The following is a 19,572-nucleotide window of genomic DNA, read 5'->3' on the forward strand; positions in this document are numbered from 1 at the left end:
TCAGGACAAACACGTAACTGGGAACCGGTAGGAACGGTGCTGCTGAATCCAGATCGGGAACAGCAGACCGAACAAAAAGCGGCATAGCAGAACGGTTGACGCGACAACTACCTTGAAAAACGCCGGTGGGGCAAGAGCCCTTTGGTTACTTTGGGGCTCTTTTCCAAAGTGACCCGCTGTCAGAGCGGAACCCTAAGTGGCCGTTACCGCAGGAATGGATATGTACCCGGTATAGCTGTGTCGCCTGTCAGGCCGCCTTCGCGAGCAAGCCCGCTCCCACAGTTTGATTGCGGGGTGTCAGGTAGATTGGCATCGGCTGGCAGGCCGTCATCGCAGGCAAGCCAGCTCCCACATTTGAACATCATCAACCTTTAGATCAGCTCTCGGGCCAGATACGGCGCAGTACGACTGTTCTTGCTTTTAGCAACCTTCTGCGGCGTGCCACACGCCACCACCTTCCCGCCCAAGTCCCCTGCCCCCAGGCCGATATCGATCACCCAGTCACTCTGGGCCACTACACGCATTTCATGCTCCACCACAACCACCGTATGCCCGGCGTCCACCAGCTGATTCAACTGGATGAGCAAGCGGTCGACATCCTTGGGGTGCAGCCCGGTTGTGGGCTCGTCGAGCACATACAACGTAGCGCCACGGGCATTGCGTTGCAGCTCGGTGGCGAGCTTGATGCGTTGCGCCTCACCACCAGACAATTCGGTGGCCGGCTGACCGAGGCGCAGGTAACCCAGGCCGATATCGCGCAGCACTTGCAATGAACGCAACACACCAGGCTGTTGGGCAAACACTTCTACCGCCTGCTCCACGGTCAGTCCCAATACCTGGGCGATGTTCAAGCCCTGCCATTTGATCGCCAGGGTGTCGGGGTTGTAGCGCGCACCGTGGCAGGTCGGGCATGGCGCATACACGCTGGGCATGAACAACAGTTCAACGCTGACAAAACCTTCACCCTCGCAGTTCGGGCAACGGCCCTTGGCGACGTTGAAGGAGAATTGCCCGGCGTCGTAATCGCGCTTCTTGGCCGCTGGCGTGGCAGCGAAGAGTTTGCGCACGTTGTCGAACAGCCCGGTGTAGGTCGCCAGGTTGGAACGCGGCGTGCGGCCGATGGGTTTCTGGTCCACCTGCACCAGGCGGCGAATGTGTTCCAGCCCGGCGCTGATATGCCCGCCGCTGGATTGCGGTGCAGCGTCTTCCAGGCTCGGCTCGTCGTCGCTTTCCAGCACGCGACCCAGGCCGGTGGCCACCAGTTCCTGCAGCGCCTGGCTGACCAGGCTGGATTTGCCCGAGCCGGAAATACCGGTTACCGCCGTGAAGCAGCCCAGCGGGAAATCCACCTTCAGGTCGTTCAGGTTATTGCGCGTAACGCCTTCCAACTTCAGCCAGGCACTGGGTTCGCGGCGCAGCGGATTCGAAGGGCGCTGTTCGGCAAACAAGTATTCGCGGGTCTGCGATGCCTCGATATCCACCAGTCCCGCAGGTGGCCCGCTGTACAGCACTTGCCCGCCATGTTCACCGGCGGCCGGGCCGACGTCGATCAGCCAGTCGGCCCGGCGCATGGTTTCCAGGTCATGTTCCACCACAAACAGCGAATTGCCCGCAGCCTTCAAGCGCTCCAGCGCGGTGAACAACGCCTCGCCATCCGCCGGGTGCAGGCCTGCCGAGGGTTCATCCAGCACATAGATGACACCGAACAACTGCGAGCCCAATTGGGTCGCCAGGCGCAAACGCTGCAGCTCCCCGGACGACAAGGTCGGCGTGCTGCGCTCCAGGGACAGGTACCCCAGGCCCAACTCGATCAACGTGGTCACCCGTTCGAGCAAGTCCTGGGCGATGCGCTGGGCCGCCAGGCGTTTTTCCACCGACAGCTTCATCTTGTCCTGCCCCGCCGCTACCGGGCGCAGCAACTCGGCCAGTTGCGCCAGGGACAGTTGCGACAACTCACCGATATCCACTCCGGCAAACTTCACCGACAACGCCGCCTGGGTCAGGCGCTTGCCGTTGCACAACGGGCAGGCGCTGCCTTGCATGAATTGCGACACGCGCTTTTTCATCAGCGCGCTCTGGGTATGGGCGAAGGTGTGCAGGATATAGCGCCGCGCCCCGCTGAACGTGCCCTGGTAACTGGGCTCGAGCTTGCGCTTCAACGCATCGCGGGTCTGCTCTGGGGTGAAGCCGGCGTACACCGGCACGGTGGGAGTTTCTTCGGTGAACAGGATCCAGTCGCGTTGCTTTTTCGGCAGCTCGCGCCACGGGATATCCACGTTGTAGCCCAGGGTCACAAGGATGTCGCGCAGGTTCTGGCCCTGCCACGCCAACGGCCAGGCCGCCACTGCACGCTGGCGGATGGTCAGGGACGGGTCGGGCACCATCAGCGCTTCGGTCACTTCATACACCCGGCCCAGGCCATGGCATTGCGGGCACGCGCCCTGGGGCAGGTTTGGCGAGAAGTCCTCGGCATACAGCATCGCCTGCCCCGGCGGGTAACTGCCGGCGCGGGAATACAGCATGCGGATCAAGCTCGACAAGGTGGTGACGCTGCCCACCGAAGAGCGCGCACTCGGCGTGCCGCGTTGCTGTTGCAGGGCCACGGCCGGCGGCAAACCTTCGATGCTGTCCACGTCCGGCACACCGACCTGGTCGATCAAGCGTCGCGCATAGGGCGCCACCGATTCGAAATAGCGGCGCTGTGCCTCGGCATACAGGGTAGAAAACGCCAGGGACGACTTGCCGGAGCCTGACACGCCGGTAAACACCACCAGGGCATCCCGGGGAATGTCCACATCGACGTTACGCAAATTATGTTCGCGGGCGCCACGCACCCGCACGAAGCCCGACTGCCGGGCGGTGAGCGAAGGGATGTTGCGCTGTGAAGTCATGGGCAACCTTGTCTTGCGGTGAGCACCGTGCGTACGCGCTGCGTCAGGGCATCGGGGCTATAGGGTTTGCTCAGCAGATGGATATCGGCGCTGAGCAGATGATTGGACGACAGAATGTCGCGGGTGTGGCCGGAGGTGAACAACACCGCCACCGGCGGGTTCTGCGCCCGGGCCCAGTCGGCCAGGTCGGTACTCTTGACCCGGCCGGGCATGACTACATCGGTGAAGATCAGGTCCGGCGCTAAGCCGTTGTGCAACGCTTGCATGGCGTGATCGCCATCCTCGGCGGTGAGTACGGTGTAGCCCGACTGCTCCAGCAACTCAACCACGGTCAGGCGCACGCCTTCATTGTCCTCGACCACCAGGACGGTTTCCTGGCCGCCGCTCTGCAGGTCCAGCTCACCCTGCGCGTCGAGACATTCGGGCTCCAGGCTGTGGGGGAAATACATCTGCACCACCGAGCCCTTGCCCTCCTCGCTCCACATGTCCACATGCCCGCCACTCTGGCGCACGAAGCCGAAGACCATGCTCAGCCCCAGGCCGGTGCCCTGGCCTTCGCGCTTGGTGGTAAAGAAGGGTTCGAACGCACGCTTAAGGGTCGCCTGGGACATGCCCACGCCGGTGTCGGCCACCGCCAGGCGCACATACTCGCCGGGCTTGATGCTTTTACCGATGCAATCGGCGGGGTTGAGGATGATGTTTTCGCCGGTGATACGAATCACGCCTTCGCCCTGCATGGCATCGCGGGCATTGATCGCCAGGTTGAGCAGCGCGTTTTCCAACTGGTTGCGGTCAACGTTGATGCACCAGGAATCCTGAGGCAACTGCACGTCGATATGGATGGTTTCCCCCAACGCCCTTTGTAGCAGCTCGCCCAGGCCGGCGTAGATGCGTTGCGGGTTGTACACCGCCGGCGACAAGGGTTGGCGCCGGGCAAACGCCAACAGTTGCGAGGACAGCTTGGCGCCACGTTCCACTGCGGCAATCGCGGCGTTGACGCGACGTTGCACCTGGGGGTTGTCCGGCTCATGGCGGGCGAGCAAATGCAGGTTGCCGGCGATCACTTGCAGCAGGTTATTGAAGTCATGGGCCACGCCACCGGTCAGGCCGCCAATCGCCTCCAGCTTCTGCGACTGGCGCAACTGGTCTTCGGCAGAAGAACGTGCCTGCACTTCGGCGGCCACTCGCTGTTCAAGGTTGTGGGTGAGTTCCTGGCGCACGTGTTCGGACTTCACCAGCTCAGTGGTCTCGACCACGATCGCCAGCACCCCGGCCGGTTGCTGGTCATCGCCGGCAACCGGACTGTAATAGAGGTCCAGCCACACGGTCTCCGGCTTGCCGTTACGCGACAGCACCAAGTCCTTGTTATTGAAGGACAGGGTACCGCCAGCCAGGCAGGTGTCCACCACATGGCGGTTGAACTCGGCCACCTCCGGCCAGCCCAGTTCCACCGGCGTGCCAAGCAGGTAAGGATGACGACCACCGGCAAAGGCCGAATAGCTGTCGTTGTAGATCATGTAGCCGGCGCGCCCCCACAGCATCACCATCGGCACCGGCGAAGCCAGCATCATCTGTACGGTACAGGCCAGGCTGGTGGACCAAGAGCCGATGGGGCCAAGGTCGGTGGTCGACCAGTCAAACGCGCGAATACGCTGGGCCATTTCGCCGGCCCAGCCTTCACAGCCGTGAGGGTTGGATAAAAATGGCATGGTTCAACTCTGCGCAAAGAGGACAATCGCAACTTTTGGAGCGCACCGGCGCGAGATGGTTTCATCTTGTACAAATTAGGCGGTCGTAAGCGCAAAAACCAGCGGCCTCAATGAAAATCCCGGCTGCGCACAGTGATCCCTGCCAGCAGCGGCGTCAGGTCAGTCAGGCGCCCGGCGATCAAGTGACGCACCTCGCCCACCGCCTCCCAGCGGCCGTCCACCTTGAGCAACCGCGAGCCCACCAGCGCCTGGCGCTGGCGCTCGGCCAGGTCACGCCAGACCACCACGTTGAGGTTGCCGAATTCATCTTCCAGGGTGACAAAGGTCACGCCACTGGCCGTACCAGGACGCTGGCGACCGGTGACCAGCCCGGCAATGCTGACGTTGCGCCCATGCTCCACTGCCAGCAGCTCCTGGGAACTGCGGCAACGTCGCTTGCGCAACTCGCTGCGCAGCAGAGCCAAGGGATGCGGGCCAAGGGTAGTGCCGAGCGTGGCGTAATCGGCCTGCAAGTCCTCACCTACGCTGGGTGCGGGTAACGCCACCACCGCTTCATCGGGACTCGGCAGGCCGGCAAACAATCCGAGCTGCTGGTGCACGCCGGCCACATCCCAGCGCGCCTGATGACGGTTACCGGCCAGGGCGCGCAAGGCACCGGCATCCGCCAGCAGCGCCTGGGCCCGGGCATCCAGGCCGGCGCGGGCATCCAGATCGGCGATGTCGCTGAAACGTTGCCGCTGGCGGACGGCTTCGATACGCCGTGCGTCTTCCTCGCGAAACCCCGAGATCATGCGCAGGCCCAGGCGAATCGCCGGCTGCTGGCCGTCGATGGGTTCCAGGCTGCAATCCCAGTCGCTGGCCTGTACATCCACCGGGCGGATCTGCAAGCGATGGCGCCGGGCGTCCTGCAGGATCTGGTCGGGGCTGTAGAAACCCATGGGCCAGCTGTTGATCAAGGCACAGGCGAAAGCTGCCGGTTCATGGCACTTGAGCCAGCAACTGGCGTAGGTCAACAAGGCAAAACTGGCCGCGTGGGACTCAGGGAAGCCATAGCTGCCAAAGCCCTTGATCTGTTCGAAAATCTGCGTGGCAAAAGCTTCGGTGTAGCCGTTCCTGAGCATGCCGTCGCGCAGCCGTTGCCGGTGCGGCTCCAGCCCGCCATGACGTTTCCAGGCGGCCATGGAGCGGCGCAACTGGTCGGCCTCGCCGGGGCTGTAGTCGGCGGCGACCATGGCGATCTGCATCACCTGTTCCTGGAACAACGGGATGCCCAGGGTCCGCTGCAGCACCACTTCCAATGCGGGCGAGGGATAGGTCGTGGGCTCTTCCTTGTTCCGCCGGCGCAAATACGGATGCACCATGCCGCCCTGGATCGGCCCCGGACGCACAATGGCGACTTCGATCACCAGGTCATAGAACGTCTGCGGCTTGAGCCTGGGCAACATCGACATCTGTGCCCGCGATTCAATCTGGAACACACCAATGGTGTCGGCCTTGCTGATCATCGCGTAGGTCGCCGGGTCTTCCTTGGGAATGCCTGCCAGGCTCAAGTCCTGATTGCGATGACGGCGCAGCAGGTCGAAACAGCGGCGGATTGCGCTGAGCATGCCCAGGGCGAGGATATCCACCTTGAGCAGGCCCACCGCGTCGAGGTCGTCCTTGTCCCACTGGATGATGGTGCGCTCGGCCATGGCGGCGTTTTCCACCGGCACCAGGGTATCCAGTGGGTATTCGGAAATCACGAAGCCGCCGGGATGCTGGGACAGGTGCCGGGGAAAGCCGATCAATTGCTGGGTCAGCGTCAGCACGCGGCGCAACAGTGGGCTGTCCGGGTCGAAGCCGCTTTCACGCAGGCGCTCCAGGGGCGGCGCGTCGTCACTCCAGCGCCCGCAGCAGTCAGCCAGCGCATTGATCTGGTCTGGCGGCAACCCCAGGGCCTTGGCCACATCCCGCACCGCGCCGGCCGCATGGTAGCTGCTGACCACCGCCGTCAACGCCGCGCGGTGGCGGCCATAGCGCTGGAAGACGTATTGCAGCACTTCTTCGCGGCGTTCGTGTTCGAAGTCGACGTCGATATCCGGCGGCTCGTTGCGCTCCTTGGACAGGAAGCGCTCGAACAACAGGCTGGTCAGGCTCGGGTTGATCTCGGTGATGCCCAGGGCAAAGCACACCGCCGAATTGGCCGCCGAGCCTCGGCCCTGGCACAGGATCGAACGGCTGCGGGCAAAGCGCACAATGTCGTGCACCGTGAGGAAATAGCTTTCGTAGCCCAGCTCGCTGATCAGCTTCAACTCTTTATCGATCTGTTCCAGGGTCTTGGCATCGACGCCCTTGGGCCAGCGCCGGGCGATGCCTTCTTCGGTGACCGCACGCAGCCAGGAGGCGGCGTCATGGCCGCTGGGCACCAGTTCCCGCGGGTAGTGGTAACGCAGCTGGCTCAGGTCGAACGTGCAACGCCGGGCGATCGCCAGGGTTTCGTCCAGCAGTGCTTGCGGGTAGAGCCCGCCCAGGGCATCCAGGCTACGCAGGTGCCGCTCGCCATTGGGGTACAACAGCGTGCCGGCATCGGCCACCGCTACGTGATGGCGGATGGCGGTCATGGTGTCTTGCAGGGCGCGACGCCCACGTGCATGCATATGCACATCGCCGCAGGCCACGGCGGGGATGTGCAGGCTGGCGGCCAATTGCAGGCGCTGTTCCAAATGGCGTTCGTCGTCCTGGCCGCAATGCAACTGCACTGCCAGCCACAGGCGCTCGGCGAAGGTACGGCGCAGCCATTGGATCGAGGCTTGGGTGTCCTCGTCTTGTGCCACCCATAGTGCCAGCAGGCCGGGCAGCGGTTGCTCGAAATCTTCCTGCAGCAGGCGATAACGGCCTTTTTCGGCGCGACGCCGAGCCAGGGTGATCAACCGGCACAGGTGCTGATAGCCGCTGAGGTCTTCCACCAGCAGCACCAGTTTCAGGCCGTTTTCGAGGCGCATCTCGCTGCCGATAATCAGCGGCAGGTCTACCGCCTTCGCCGCTTGCCAGGCTCGCACGATGCCCGACAGCGTGCATTCGTCAGTGATCGCCAAAGCGCTGTAGCCTTGGGCTTTGGCCCGCTCAAACAGTTCCAGGGCGCTGGAGGCACCGCGTTGGAAGCTGAAGTTGGACAGGCAATGCAGCTCGGCGTAACTCATGCAAACCAGCCTTGCAGCCACAGCCCATCGCTGTTCCCGACGTTGCGGTAGGCCCAGCCTTGCTGGCCGGCGCGGGTCTGGATCAGGTAGTAGTCGCGGCGCACATCGGCGCCATCCCACCAGCCGGTTTCGATGCGCTCCGGGCCCATGAGGATGTGCACGCCCTGCTCGCTCAGCAAGGTGGGTTCGTGCAGCAGCCAGCCGGGGCGCCGGACCTTGTTCAAGGTTGGGCAGGCGCGGCTGTCGGTCGCGGCTTGCCAGGCGCATTCGGGGCGGTGGTCGGCGTGGAAACGCAGGCCCTGCACGGCGTCATCCCCCAGGCGCGCACGCAGGCGTTCGCGCAATTGTTCCCACGGCAGGGTTTGTTGCGGGCGGTCGTCGAACAGGTCCTGGCGCTGCGGCACGAACACCGGCAAGTCCTCGGCCACCAGGCGCAAGCCGCGCACCGGCGAGGTGACCTGGACCTGCTCCAGGCGCCCGCGGGCCAGCTCGAACAGCATCAGGGGCTCGCGTTCGGCGCTGAGCAGGCCGACCTTGATCACACTGTCGAGGGCCTGGGCATGTTCCAGGTGCAGGTCGAAGCGCTGCACGCCACTGTCGCGCCCGCAAAGGAAGGCCGACAAGTCGCCGGTCAAGCGGCGCAAAGGAAACAGCAGTGCCTGGTGGGATTGCACATCGAAGTTCAACTCGATGCGCGCATCGAACTGGTCCGGGGGCTGATAGAACCCCAGGGCCAACGGCCGTTGCCCGCTCAAGGCGTCGAGGTGCTTGAGCAGGCTGGCGTCAAAGCGCCGCGCCAGGGTGTGCCGGGGCAACGCCTGCACCTGGGCCAGGGTGCGCAGGCCCATGCGTGACAAAGCCGTGGCGGCCTGGGGTTCAAGGCCGGCGCGGTCGATGGGCAGCAGCGCCAGGGCCTGCATCAAGGCGCTGTCATCGGCCACGGCCAGGCCATCGTAAAGGTTCGCCAACACCCTTGCCGCCGCAGGATTGGGCGCAGCGACGATACGGTGACGAAAGCCAAGCTCGGTCAATTCCTTGCGCAAACGCGCCTCGAACTGTGGCCAGGGCCCGAACAGGCCCAGGCTCGACTCGATCTCGAACAACAAGGCCCGCGGGTAATACAGGCTGACCTGGGAGCTGAAACGGTAGGCCCAGGCAGCGAGCAATTGTTGCAGGCGCTCGATCTCCAAGGGGTCGTATTCGACGCAGGCAAAGCTTTTGGCCAGGGCATGGGCCGCCGTCAAGGATTGGCCGGGGCGCAGGCCCAAGGCGCGGGCGGCGGCATTGACGGTTTGCAGCACCCGTCGCTGCGGCGTGCCGGCCAGCAGTGCCAGGGGTTGGTCGGGCTCGGGATGCACACGCTGCGCCCCGTCCAGCGCCAATTGCGGGAAGACAATACACACCCAACGCATGGCAACCTCAATGCCCCGTCAGGGCGATCGGCGCCGGGTGGGCCAACCCGCCCCGGCACTTGAGCACCCGCACTTGTGCCGGCCGGGCCTCGACCGCCAGACGCAATGCCGCGGGCGATGCATTGACCGCTTCACTCAAGGAGCGCCAGGCAAACGCCAGGGTCTGGCCGGTTTCCGCCGCCACCTGCAAACGCCGCAAGGCGCGGTCATCGGCCTTGCGCGGCCAGCACAACACCGCGCCGCAACTGCCGGAACGCAGGCACTGCTCCACCGCCCACAGCGCGTCGCGCTCCTCGGCCTGGATGATGGAAAGTTTTCGCACATCCACCCCGGCGTTCTGCCAGGCATGGGGGTACGGCGTATAGGGCGGCGCCACCAGCACAATACGCTCGCCCTGAGCCGACAAGCGCGCCAGGGTGGGCAGTACCAGCTGCAACTCGCCCACACCGTCCTTGGCCATCAGGATTTCACTCAAGGCCGCTTCCGGCCAGCCGCCACTGGGCAGCACCGCATCCAGCGCCGCCAACCCCGTAGGGTGCACGCTGGCCGGTGGCGCGGCGGGCCGGCCCTTCCAGACTCGCCCGCCATTGAACAGCGAGTCCAGGGCAACCACGGCGCCCATCAGCCTTGCCTCACCAGGCCACAGAACACCCCTTCGATGGCCAGGTCCTGATCGGGCCCGACCACGATGGGTTGATACGCAGGATTGCGTGGCAACAGGCGAACCCGCTCGCCGCTGCGCTCGAAACGCTTGATGGTGACTTCACCGTCCAGGCGCGCCACTACAATCTGTCCGTTCAAGGCTTCGACGCTACGGCGCACGCCCACCAGGTCGCCGTCGAGAATGCCGTCTTCGATCATCGAATCGCCCTGCACTCGCAGCAGGTAGTCGGGGGTTTTCGCGAAGGTGGCAGGGTCCAGTTGCAGGCGGCTGTGCACTTCGGCATCGGCACCGATGGGCCGGCCGGCCGCCACACGGCCAAGCACCGGTACATCCAGCCACTCGGCACGCGCGGGTTGATTGAGCAGGCGAATACCACGGGCCTGGTTGGGGTTGACCTCGATAAAGCCGGCTTCGGTCAGGGCCACCACATGCTTGCGGGCGACGCTGCGCGAGGCAAAGCCGAACGCCTCGGCGATCTCGGCGAGGCTGGGGGGCTGGCCTTGTTGCGCGATGCGGTCACGGATAAAGGTCAGGATGGCGGTACGGCGGGGAGTCAGGTTCGTCATGGAGTACATTTGTACTCCTGTGGGAAATTTCTGACAATTACCGTCAGTCGGGGTTGAGGTTAGCGGAGTGGTTGCGCGACTCTGGATCGGGGGGAGCTTGATTTCATGACGGCCTGATTGGCTGCACCGGTAAAAAATGTGGGAGTCCCCACCACATCTTCGATGTGACGCTGTCGCGCAGCAAACTAGGGAGCTTGCTCCCGTGGCGGCCTGACAGCCGAGCAGGATGTTGGTTTTCGTCCTGGGTACATATCCGTTATTTGGGCAACGGCCACTTATGGTTCCGCTTTTACAGCGGCTCACTTTTGAACAGCGCAAAAGTAAGCAAAACGCTCTTGCCCCACCACTCGGCACCTCGCCTAGGCTCGGTGTGCCCTCACTCCGGCTTGAATCCGTGGGCCGCCGTCATGGGCCATCCCTGGCCCAGGACGGCTAACCCGGCATCCTGCCGGGTTGCCCACGGCTTCAAGCCTGCGTTCGGCCAGCGTGGTTTAACGGGGCGCCTAAGATCAAAAGCAAGATCAAAAGCGACTCGCTGCGCATCGCAGATACGCTGGCGGCGCTTCTGCTTTTCTGTAGGAGCGAGCTTGCTCGCGAAAAACCTGAGAACGCCGCGTTCTTTCAGGTTTTCCGCGTCATCGTTAACGACCTTCGCGGGCAAGCCCGCTCCCACAGGGGTACGCGCACGCTTCAACGATCAGGTCGGCTATAAGGCCGCCTCGCTGTGTTTTTGATCTCAGGCGCCCCGTTAAACCACGCTGGCCGGAATTCGACAGGGATTTGGGGGTAAACCGGCAGGGATGCCGGTTTAGCCGCCCCGCGCCATGGATGGCGCGTGGCGGCGGCCCCCCAAATCCCTGTCGGATTACGGGCACACCGAGCCCAAGCGAGGTGCCGAGTGGTGGGGCAAGAGCGTTTTGCTTACTTTGCCGCTTTTGCAAAGTGAGCCGCCGTAAGGGCGGAACCTATAGTGGCCGTTACCTAAGCAACGGATATGTACTCGCCCCAACAACCCAACAACCCGGTCACATCGTCGACGTGGCGCCGTCGCGCAGCAACCTGGGCCGTCTCCAAACATTGGATCGCACGCGCATCAGTTGGATCAACGGCGGCTGTCAGCCGCTGCGCGAACAAGCTCCCTCACCAGCCTTCTTTCAGCATCTTCAGTTCAAGGTGCTGCAACAACATGATTGTCTTGCCATCCACGATATCCCCACTCTGCACCCTCTCCAGCGCCTGCTCGAAGCCCAGTTCGAGCACCTCGATATCCTCGCCCTCCTCTTCCAGGCCGCCGCCCGCACCCACCCGGTCCCCTGGCTGATACTCGCCCATGAAAAAGTGAATCCGCTCAGTCACCGAGCCCGGGCTCATGAACGCCGCGTAGATTTTCTCCACATGCCCCACCCGGTACCCGGTCTCTTCCTCGGCTTCCAGGCGAATGCGTTCTTCAGGGCTGGCGTTATCCAGCAACCCGGCCGCCGCTTCGATCAGGTAGCCGGGGTAGTCGTTGACGAAGGTGGGCATGCGGAACTGGCGGATCAACAGCACCGTGCGTTGCCCGCGGTTGTACAGCAGGATCGTCGCGCCGTTGCCGCGGTCGTACACCTCGCGGGTCTGGGCTTGCCAGCTGCCATCCCGGCGACGCAGGTCGAAGCTGTATTTTTTCAAGAGGTACCAGCTGTCCGAGAGGGTTTCTTCGGCGGTGATGCGAACGGGGCTGTTGTCCATAGTGGGCCTATGCAGGTGGGAACAGGTTCAGTGGCGATGGCTGCCGTTGAGCCGACCACCCTAACAACCTGCGCCTGGATTGTTCAATGCTGTAACACTTTGCTCTGTTACAACCGTCGCATTAATGCCTGCGCGCTCGGGCCATCTGGTAAAACCCGTGCTTCGCTTTTGTCCTGGAGCTTTCATGTCTTCTCGCTTTATCGCCCGCCTGGGCCTGCGCTGGCTGCCCTTGCTGTGCATGGCTGCGCTGATCGTCGGCCTGCCCGTCGGCTGCGCCGTGCTGCAACACAAGGAACGCGAGCTGGTGTTTCGCATCGAGCCGGGGACTGCCGGCTGGTACACCGGCCTGCCCAAGGCGGTGCAGGAATTCGAACTCAGACCCGCCAGTTTCAAATCGGGGCAGAACATTCATGGCTGGTGGTACCCGGCTGCGACGAAGGAGGCGCCGGCCATCCTCTACCTGCACGGGGTGCGCTGGAATCTCACAGGCCAGCTGTTTCGCATCGAGCAATTGCATGCCCTGGGCTTCTCGGTATTGGCCATCGACTATCGCGGCTTCGGCCAAAGCCATGGCGACCTGCCTTCGGAAACCACGGTGTACGAAGACGCACGCATCGCCTGGGAGTGCTTTCAGACCCTGCAACCGGACCCGGGCAAGCGCCTGATCTACGGGCATTCCCTGGGTGGCGCGGTGGCCATCGACCTGGCCGCCGAATTGGGCAAGCAGGTGCCGCTGCCGGTACGTGGGCTGGTGATCGAATCCACCTTCACCTCCCTCGCGGATGTGGCCACGGCTGTCAGCAATACCTCTTTGCCGGTGCGCTGGTTGCTGTCGCAGAAGTTCGATTCCATTGACAAGATTGCCGATATCCACATGCCGTTGCTGGTGGTCCACGGCCTCGACGACCGCTACGTGCCACCGCGTTTCAGCCAGCAGTTGTTTGAAGCCGCCCAGGAGCCCAAGCACCTGTTGCTGGTACCGGGCGCCAGCCATAACAACAGCATGAGCCTGGCCGGGCGCAGCTATGGCCAGGCACTGGACAGGCTGATGCGCACCAAGATGCCCGACCCGGTGGTGACTCACTCCACAGCGCGCAGCAACGCCTCATAAACAGGCTTTTCGGCACTGGGTTCGCGCTTGGCTGTCAAGCGCAAACCCTGCCCATGCTGGCCCGAAACAGAAGTTGATCAAATAATGACCTGCATTGAAATCGCCAACGCTGCCGGGCCTTCGTAAAGTTATCCACAGAGATACCCACGGTTTTCGTGGACAACTCTTTTTATGTTTTTACGATTTTTTTGCTCAGGCAACACATTCAGGAAAGCTCCCGGGCAGCAAAATTTCGCGGTTCACATCACGTATATCGTTATAGCCACACAGCGCCATCGACACGTCCAACTCTCGGGCGATGATGTCCAGCGCCTTGGTCACGCCCGCCTCGCCCATCGCACCCAGGCCATACAAATGCGGGCGGCCGATCATGGTGCCCTTGGCCCCCAGGGCGATGGCTTTGAGTACGTCCTGGCCGGAGCGAATGCCACCGTCGAGCCACACCTCAATGCGCTTGCCCACGGCCTCGACGATCGCCGGCAGTTGGCTGATGCTCGACGGCGCGCCATCCAGCTGACGACCACCGTGGTTGCTTACCACCAGCGCATCGGCGCCGGAATCGGCCGCCAGCCGCGCATCTTCCACGTCGAGGATGCCCTTGATGATCAACTTGCCGCCCCAGCACTGCTTGATCCATTGCACATCGTCCCAACTCAGGCGCGGATCGAATTGCTGGGCGGTCCAGGATGACAGCGAACTCATGTCGGCCACGCCCTTCACATGCCCGACGATATTGCCGAAACCACGGCGCTGGGTGCCGAGCATGCCCATCACCCAGCGCGGCTTGGTCATCATGTTGAGGATATTCGGCAGGGTCAGCTTGGGCGGTGCCGACAGGCCATTGATCAAGTCCTTGTGGCGTTGCCCAAGAATTTGCAGATCAAGGGTCAGCACCAGCGCATCCACTCCCGCGGCCTTGGCACGCTCGATCAACCGCTCGATAAACCCGCGGTCGCGCATTACATACAGCTGGAACCAGAAAGGCTGGCCGACATGCTCGGCGATATCTTCCAGGGAGCAGATGCTCATGGTCGACAAGGTATAGCGCAGCCCGAATGCGGCAGCGGCACGGGCGGTGAGGATCTCGCCATCGGCATGCTGCATGCCCGCCAGGCCGGTGGGCGCCAGGGCCACGGGCATGGCCATGTCCTGGCCGATCATCGTGGCGCGGATCGAGCGCTCATCGATATTACGCGCCACCCTTTGGCGGAATTGGATGCGCGCAAAATCACTCTCATTGGCGCGATAGGTGCTCTCAGTCCAGGAACCGGAATCAGCATAGTCGTAGAACATCCGTGGCACACGTTTTTGCGCCAGCTTGCGTAAGTCTTCGATGGTTGTGATCAACGACATCGGGTCACCTCTCCCTGAACTGAGGGAAGAGATTAACCGGCGATCGGCTGCGCAGCCAACCACTGGCTCGCAACCAACGTTTTATTGGCCAAGAGGGGCCGCGTGCGACATAACCAGATGTTCGCTGTTCACCATCAAAAGAGCGTCCATCACCGCATGGCCGCTGGCCGTATTATCGAAGATGCACCAGGTGGGAACACCCGCCGCAACCGACCGCTCCAACAGCCGCGCATAGGCCTGCACACGCTGCGGGCCGTAGGCGCTGTGATAAATGCGCGGCGAGCCGTGCAAGCGCCAATACTGCACGCCTTGCCAGCCGGCGCCTGGGTCGATCACGGCCGGGTCGGCGTTTACCCGACCTATCTGCATGTCCAGCAACATGGCCTCGGCGTCAAGCCAACTGGGGTGACGCGGCTCCAGCACCACGGTGCCGGCAAAACGCTGGCGCAGTGCAGTGAAAAAACCTGTGGCCACCGCCGGTTCATAACGCAACGAAGGCGGCAGTTGTACCAGCAGGCAGCCCAGCTTCTGCCCTAGATGCAGGCACTGCTCAAGGAACTCATCCAGCGCGGTAGCGCACCCTTGCAAGCGCAGTTCATGGGTAATGCGCTTGGGCACCTTGACCGAGAAACGAAATGCCGACGGCACCGATTGCGCCCAGCGTGCATAGGTCTTGGGCAGGTGCGGACGGTAAAACGAACTGTTGATTTCCACCGCGTTGAAGCGCGAGGCATAGCGCTGCAGGTGGGTGCCCTCTTCGACAAACGCCGCCCAGTGCTCACGCGGCAGGCTCCACCCCGCACATCCCACATATACAGGTGCCGTCAAAACAGCACCTTGGCTGCATCGCGCATGAAAATCTCGATGGTCTTGGGCCCGACCCCGTCAAACTCGCCGAGGCGCTGTTCGAAAGCGTGACGGTCCTCGCTGGCGTGTTTGATCTGGGTGATCTTGCCCGCGTACTCGGCATTCAATTTGGCACTCAGGTCCAGCAGGCGCTGGGCGGTGGTTTCGTCGTAGCGTACGTAGTGGGCACGCCCCAACATCGAAACCAGCTCACGGGAGGTGCAATGCTGCAGCTTGCGCGCAGTATCGCGGCCCTCCTCTTCGATAATCACCCGGTACGCCTGGGCCGCAATCGGCGCCTGAATACGCTTGCCCATCAGAAAGCTGGCGATAAACCATTTAAACAGGCTGGCGTCATCATCGGGCTTGAGTTCGATGCCCAGTTCAGACGCCGTGATCGACTTGGCCATCTCAATGACCCAGCTTGCGCTCGGCCTTGTCGGCCTGCTCATTGATGGCGTCGGTCTGGCGCTCGGTGTCCTTGATCGACGTTGGGGTCAGGACCTTGTCGACGGTTTCTGTCTTTGGGTCCGGATGGCCGAGGGTCTGTTCCTTGACGGGTTTTGCGGCACCTGTCTGGGCGTCTTCGGAGCTGATGGGGTTGGGGGTTTTGTCGGATGTCTTGGCGTCAGTCACGGTGTATCTCCTGGCAGATGCGAGCCTGCGAAAATCGGCAGGCGCTTATGCAGCAGAGCCCGACGTAATTCGATAGTTCAAGGAAATTGCCCTCCTCACCGCTGGCGAAAAAACGCAAAAAAAATTTAAACCTTTTGCGCGGCCACCTGCTCAACACTCAGGTAACGACATCACGTCATCCATAAGGAGATTCACCATGACTAGCAAGCTGATGAAACAGATGGGCCTGACCTTCGCACTGGCTGCGGGTTCGATTTCCGTTGCCATGGCGGCGACCTCCAATGACTTCGTCGACAAGGCCGCGCAGAGTGGTATCACCGAAGTCGAGGCCGGCAAGCTCGCCCTGCAAAAAAGCAGTTCGGCTGACGTGAAGACCTTCGCCCAGCACATGGTCGACGACCACACCAAGGCCAACCAGGAACTAATGGCACTGGCAAAGAAACATGATCTTGAAGTGCCGGATGATGCCGCGCTCATGGACAAGGCCAAGAAAGCCATTCTCGAGATGCGCGACGAATCCTTCGACAAGGCCTATGCCAACAACCAGGTCAATGCCCATGAAGAAGCCGTCGAACTGTTCAAGAAAGAATCGACTTCCTCGGACAACGCCGAGCTGAAGGCTTTCGCCAGCGAGAAGCTGCCGACCCTGGAAAAACACCTGAAAATGGCCAAGGAGTTGCAAAGCAAATACGCCAAGTAATCCACTCACCCACACAGGAGATATCCGCTCATGAGTGCACAACTCAACGGTAAGAAAATCCTGATCATCACTTCCAATACCGGCATCGAGCGCGACGAACTGCTCAAACCCCTGGAAGCCCTGCGGGGCTACGGCGCCACCGTGACCCACGCTTCCAGCAAAGGCGGCACCACCCAGACCTTTGTTGGCGATACCGAAAAGGACGGGACCGTGGAGTCCGACGTGCAACTGTCGGATGTGGTCAGCGGTAACTTCGATGCGCTGGTCATCCCGGGCGGCACGGTGAATGCCGATACTTTGCGCCAGGATGCCGCAGCGTTGCGCCTGATCAAGGACTTCGCCGAAGCCGGCAAAACCATCGCGGCCATCTGCCACGGGCCATGGGCGCTGATCGATGCCGGCGTGGTCAAGGGCAAGACCCTGACTTCCTATAAAAGCGTGCGCATCGACCTTGAAAACGCAGGTGCCGCGGGTGTGGTCGATGCCGAGGTCAAGGAGTGCAAGGCCAACGGCTGGACCTTGATCACCTCACGTACACCGGACGACTTGCCGGCGTTCAACGAGGCGATTGCCAAGGCTGTCTCAGGCTGATCACGAAATGAAAATGTGGGAGGGAGCTTGCTCTCTTCCACATGTGGACCTGGGCAGCATTGTGCAATCCCGCCGGCACCCAACCATGCAAGCTGCACGACAGCCAATCTCCACTAAAACCCTATCCCATTGATTTTAAAACAACTTCACCTAAACAAAAGTTGGTACGCCTGATGCAATAACCTGACTACGAGGCGTGCATTTCGACACGCCCGTCCACTACCGTGAGGTTCTACATGAATGCCATCGACCTTCTCAAAGCCGACCACGAACGCGTAAAGACCCTGCTGACCCAACTGAGTGAATCCACCGAGCGCGGGGTTAAAAAGCGTACCGAGTTGCTGGCCAAGCTCGAGATGGAAATTACCCTGCATACCCAGCTCGAAGAGGAAATCCTCTACCCCGCTTTTCGCAAAGCCGGCGGCAAGGAGCAGGACATCATGTACCACGAAGCCAAGGAAGAGCACCGCACCGTCGACGCGCTGGTGCTGCCCGACCTGAAGCAGACCGACCCATCATCCACCGAGTTTTCCGGGCGGGTCAAAGTGGTCAAGGAGTTGCTTGAGCACCACATCGAAGAGGAAGAAACCGAGATGTTCCCCCAGGCCAGGAAATTGCTCGGCAAGGCGGTGCTTGACGAACTGGGCGCTGAAATGGAAGCGATGAAAGCGGCGTATAAAAAGGCCCACGCCAGCAAGCCGCTGGCGGCCTGAGGTCCAAGGCAGAGTGTTCAGTCATGGCGGCAGAAGTCACTATAGGCCCCCAGCCCAATAGCGACTGCCCGCTGGGGTTTTCCTGCCGCTATTACAACAATGCCCCGTATCTTCCGATACGGGGCATTGTCAAACCCAGTCTGTAGCCAAGCTGCACCTCAGTCTTTACGCGCTGAGGCCATCTCGCGCTTGGGCCCGAACAGCGCCCACACAATCAAGCCCAGCAACGGCACGAAGATCAGGATTACCAGCCACAGCCCCTTGCTCTCCCAGCCGCCGGTGCTGCGCAATACGACGTTGATTGCCCACAATTCCGCCAGCAGCAGAATCACCGCCAATACGATCCAGATATAGTCTACTTGCATGAATCACCTCCTGAGGTCTATGCATTAGGTCAAGTATCTGGCCTCAGGGTTCCATTCGATTTTGCGCAGTGCCTCAAGGCACGCGCAACCAACCACCGAAACGCGCCTGGCGAGTCAACGGACACCAGGCAAAGTCCCCTGCCGGGTTGGGCAACGCCTGGCGTTCAGCACCCAGTAATGGTGCGCCCTTCCAATCGAAAACCCTTGTACCTTGCCAGGCCAGCACCACGCCCTGGGCCTGGCTTTGATCGGTATTGACCCAACACGCCGCCGAGGCCGCCATAAAGGCTTCGATGGGCTCGTCGCCGATCTGCGCACGGTAAGTCGAGCCCAGTAGCCAGCGGCACACGTTCAGGTGATAGGTCCAATCCAGCGCTGGCCGATTGCGGTAGGCCCAGGTCATGAAACTGCGGAACAGGTTCAGCCCCTCCGGTGGGTCAAGCTTGAGCAGTGCCGGACAGATATCAAACAACGTGTGCCAATGGGGCAACAGGCGTGCATCCAGATGCACGAAACAGCGGGAGTTACTCGGGTAATCGGGCAGCACCGGCTCCGCGCGCAGGCGGCGAGATGCCTTGCTGACCAGGCGGTTGGCGCCTGCAGGCAATTGATGATTCATGGGTCGCACTCACAGTCGTGACGATAGAACGCCCCCCTGGTCACAGGGGGCCCAAGGCACACGTCAGAAGTCTGGGGAAGCGCGGGGGTTGGCCGAGGGCCAGGAGTAACGCGGCGGCGCCTTGCTGCGCCGCTCATGGGCAGGGCGCGGGGTTTGCGCCAGGCCCAACAGCCAGGCCAGGCCAATCAGGAAGACGATGGCGACAGTAACGGCGCTGCACACCGGGCAGGCAAAGTAGTTCGAGATGTTGCTGGAATTCGGGTTAGCCAACCCTTTATCGGAAATCGGCGACTGGCCGCCGCCCGCTGAACAGAACAGGCCACCGATGCCATTGAGTTGCTGGCCCATCATCTGGCCATGCCCTAAACCGCAGGCGAACAGGTTCATCAGCACGCAGAAGTACAGGGCCCAGGCGATCAGCGAACGGTCACAATGGCGCAATTTCATGGCGGCGACTCTACCACCGAAGCCGCAAAAGGATGAAATGCG

General features: G+C 62.1%; 18 protein-coding genes and 1 pseudogene. 4 read left to right on the forward strand and 15 right to left on the reverse strand.

The annotated features are described in order from the left end of the window. Positions 1–371: 371 nt before the first annotated feature. The 8 genes and pseudogenes from TU73_RS27370 to TU73_RS27405 all read right to left on the reverse strand — a co-directional run bounded on the left by TU73_RS27370 (position 372) and on the right by TU73_RS27405 (position 12,149). Positions 372–2,891, reverse strand: a complete 2,520-nt coding sequence (locus TU73_RS27370; protein ID WP_057014778.1) for an excinuclease ABC subunit UvrA — start codon at positions 2,889–2,891, stop codon at positions 372–374. Further along, positions 2,888–4,600 carry an ATP-binding protein gene (locus TU73_RS27375; RefSeq protein ID WP_057014779.1) on the reverse strand — a complete coding sequence of 571 codons (1,713 nt, stop codon included), beginning with the start codon at positions 4,598–4,600 and terminating at the stop codon, positions 2,888–2,890. Before TU73_RS27375 ends, TU73_RS27370 begins: the two co-directional genes overlap by 4 nt. Before the next feature lie 107 nt (positions 4,601–4,707). Next, a complete protein-coding gene (locus tag TU73_RS27380; RefSeq protein WP_197674124.1) occupies positions 4,708–7,800 on the reverse strand; it encodes an error-prone DNA polymerase in 3,093 nt (1,030 codons plus the stop codon). Beyond that, positions 7,776–9,191 (reverse strand): Y-family DNA polymerase, encoded by a 1,416-nt coding sequence (locus TU73_RS27385; RefSeq protein WP_057014781.1) that lies wholly within the window; start codon positions 9,189–9,191, stop codon positions 7,776–7,778. Before TU73_RS27385 ends, TU73_RS27380 begins: the two co-directional genes overlap by 25 nt. 7 nt (positions 9,192–9,198) lie before the next feature. Continuing rightward, on the reverse strand, positions 9,199–9,813 hold the full coding sequence (gene imuA, locus TU73_RS27390; protein WP_057014782.1) for a translesion DNA synthesis-associated protein ImuA: 615 nt from the start codon (positions 9,811–9,813) through the stop codon (positions 9,199–9,201). Continuing rightward, positions 9,813–10,430 (reverse strand): transcriptional repressor LexA, encoded by a 618-nt coding sequence (gene lexA, locus TU73_RS27395; protein WP_057014783.1) that lies wholly within the window; start codon positions 10,428–10,430, stop codon positions 9,813–9,815. Before lexA ends, imuA begins: the two co-directional genes overlap by 1 nt. Before the next feature lie 565 nt (positions 10,431–10,995). Beyond that, positions 10,996–11,115, reverse strand: a pseudogene (locus TU73_RS29525) (outer membrane lipoprotein carrier protein LolA); the annotation flags it as partial. A 446-nt stretch (positions 11,116–11,561) separates the two neighbouring features. Continuing rightward, positions 11,562–12,149 (reverse strand): NUDIX domain-containing protein, encoded by a 588-nt coding sequence (locus TU73_RS27405; protein WP_057014784.1) that lies wholly within the window; start codon positions 12,147–12,149, stop codon positions 11,562–11,564. Between the two features lie 184 nt (positions 12,150–12,333). Between TU73_RS27405 and TU73_RS27410 the strand changes: the two genes are divergently transcribed. Continuing rightward, positions 12,334–13,260, forward strand: a complete 927-nt coding sequence (locus TU73_RS27410) for an alpha/beta hydrolase (RefSeq protein WP_057014785.1) — start codon at positions 12,334–12,336, stop codon at positions 13,258–13,260. Positions 13,261–13,452: 192 nt separating this feature from the next. Here the strand turns inward: TU73_RS27410 and TU73_RS27415 are convergent, their stop codons facing one another. The 4 genes from TU73_RS27415 to TU73_RS27430 all read right to left on the reverse strand — a co-directional run bounded on the left by TU73_RS27415 (position 13,453) and on the right by TU73_RS27430 (position 16,095). Continuing rightward, positions 13,453–14,613 (reverse strand): alpha-hydroxy acid oxidase, encoded by a 1,161-nt coding sequence (locus TU73_RS27415; RefSeq protein ID WP_057014786.1) that lies wholly within the window; start codon positions 14,611–14,613, stop codon positions 13,453–13,455. Between the two features lie 81 nt (positions 14,614–14,694). Beyond that, positions 14,695–15,441 carry a DUF72 domain-containing protein gene (locus TU73_RS27420; protein WP_231984785.1) on the reverse strand — a complete coding sequence of 249 codons (747 nt, stop codon included), beginning with the start codon at positions 15,439–15,441 and terminating at the stop codon, positions 14,695–14,697. Next, a complete protein-coding gene (locus tag TU73_RS27425; protein WP_043050418.1) occupies positions 15,438–15,869 on the reverse strand; it encodes a hypothetical protein in 432 nt (143 codons plus the stop codon). The genes TU73_RS27420 and TU73_RS27425 overlap by 4 nt, the downstream gene beginning before the upstream one ends. Position 15,870: 1 nt before the next feature. Next, a complete protein-coding gene (locus TU73_RS27430; RefSeq protein ID WP_057014787.1) occupies positions 15,871–16,095 on the reverse strand; it encodes a hypothetical protein in 225 nt (74 codons plus the stop codon). Positions 16,096–16,291: 196 nt separating this feature from the next. Here TU73_RS27430 and TU73_RS27435 point away from each other — a divergent pair, with 196 nt between their 5' ends. The 3 genes from TU73_RS27435 (at position 16,292) to TU73_RS27445 (ending at position 18,099) form a co-directional block, all read left to right on the forward strand. Beyond that, positions 16,292–16,795: a DUF4142 domain-containing protein gene (locus TU73_RS27435; protein WP_043050416.1), complete on the forward strand. Its 504-nt coding sequence runs from the start codon at positions 16,292–16,294 to the stop codon at positions 16,793–16,795. A 30-nt stretch (positions 16,796–16,825) separates the two neighbouring features. Next, entirely contained in the window at positions 16,826–17,386 is a 561-nt protein-coding gene (locus tag TU73_RS27440) for a type 1 glutamine amidotransferase domain-containing protein (protein ID WP_057014788.1), read from the forward strand. A gap of 236 nt (positions 17,387–17,622) precedes the next feature. Next, positions 17,623–18,099 (forward strand): PA2171 family ribosome-binding persister protein, encoded by a 477-nt coding sequence (locus TU73_RS27445; protein WP_057014789.1) that lies wholly within the window; start codon positions 17,623–17,625, stop codon positions 18,097–18,099. 158 nt (positions 18,100–18,257) lie between these two features. Here the strand turns inward: TU73_RS27445 and TU73_RS27450 are convergent, their stop codons facing one another. The 3 genes from TU73_RS27450 to TU73_RS27460 form a co-directional block, all read right to left on the reverse strand. Further along, on the reverse strand, positions 18,258–18,464 hold the full coding sequence (locus TU73_RS27450; RefSeq protein WP_043050413.1) for a PLDc N-terminal domain-containing protein: 207 nt from the start codon (positions 18,462–18,464) through the stop codon (positions 18,258–18,260). A gap of 73 nt (positions 18,465–18,537) precedes the next feature. Beyond that, positions 18,538–19,083 carry a putative natural product biosynthesis protein gene (locus TU73_RS27455; RefSeq protein WP_057014790.1) on the reverse strand — a complete coding sequence of 182 codons (546 nt, stop codon included), beginning with the start codon at positions 19,081–19,083 and terminating at the stop codon, positions 18,538–18,540. A gap of 63 nt (positions 19,084–19,146) precedes the next feature. Continuing rightward, positions 19,147–19,530 (reverse strand): DUF2946 domain-containing protein, encoded by a 384-nt coding sequence (locus tag TU73_RS27460; RefSeq protein WP_057014791.1) that lies wholly within the window; start codon positions 19,528–19,530, stop codon positions 19,147–19,149. Positions 19,531–19,572: the final 42 nt, after the last annotated feature.

The sequence above is a fragment of the Pseudomonas libanensis genome (assembly GCF_001439685.1).
Taxonomy (GTDB): domain Bacteria; phylum Pseudomonadota; class Gammaproteobacteria; order Pseudomonadales; family Pseudomonadaceae; genus Aquipseudomonas; species Aquipseudomonas libanensis.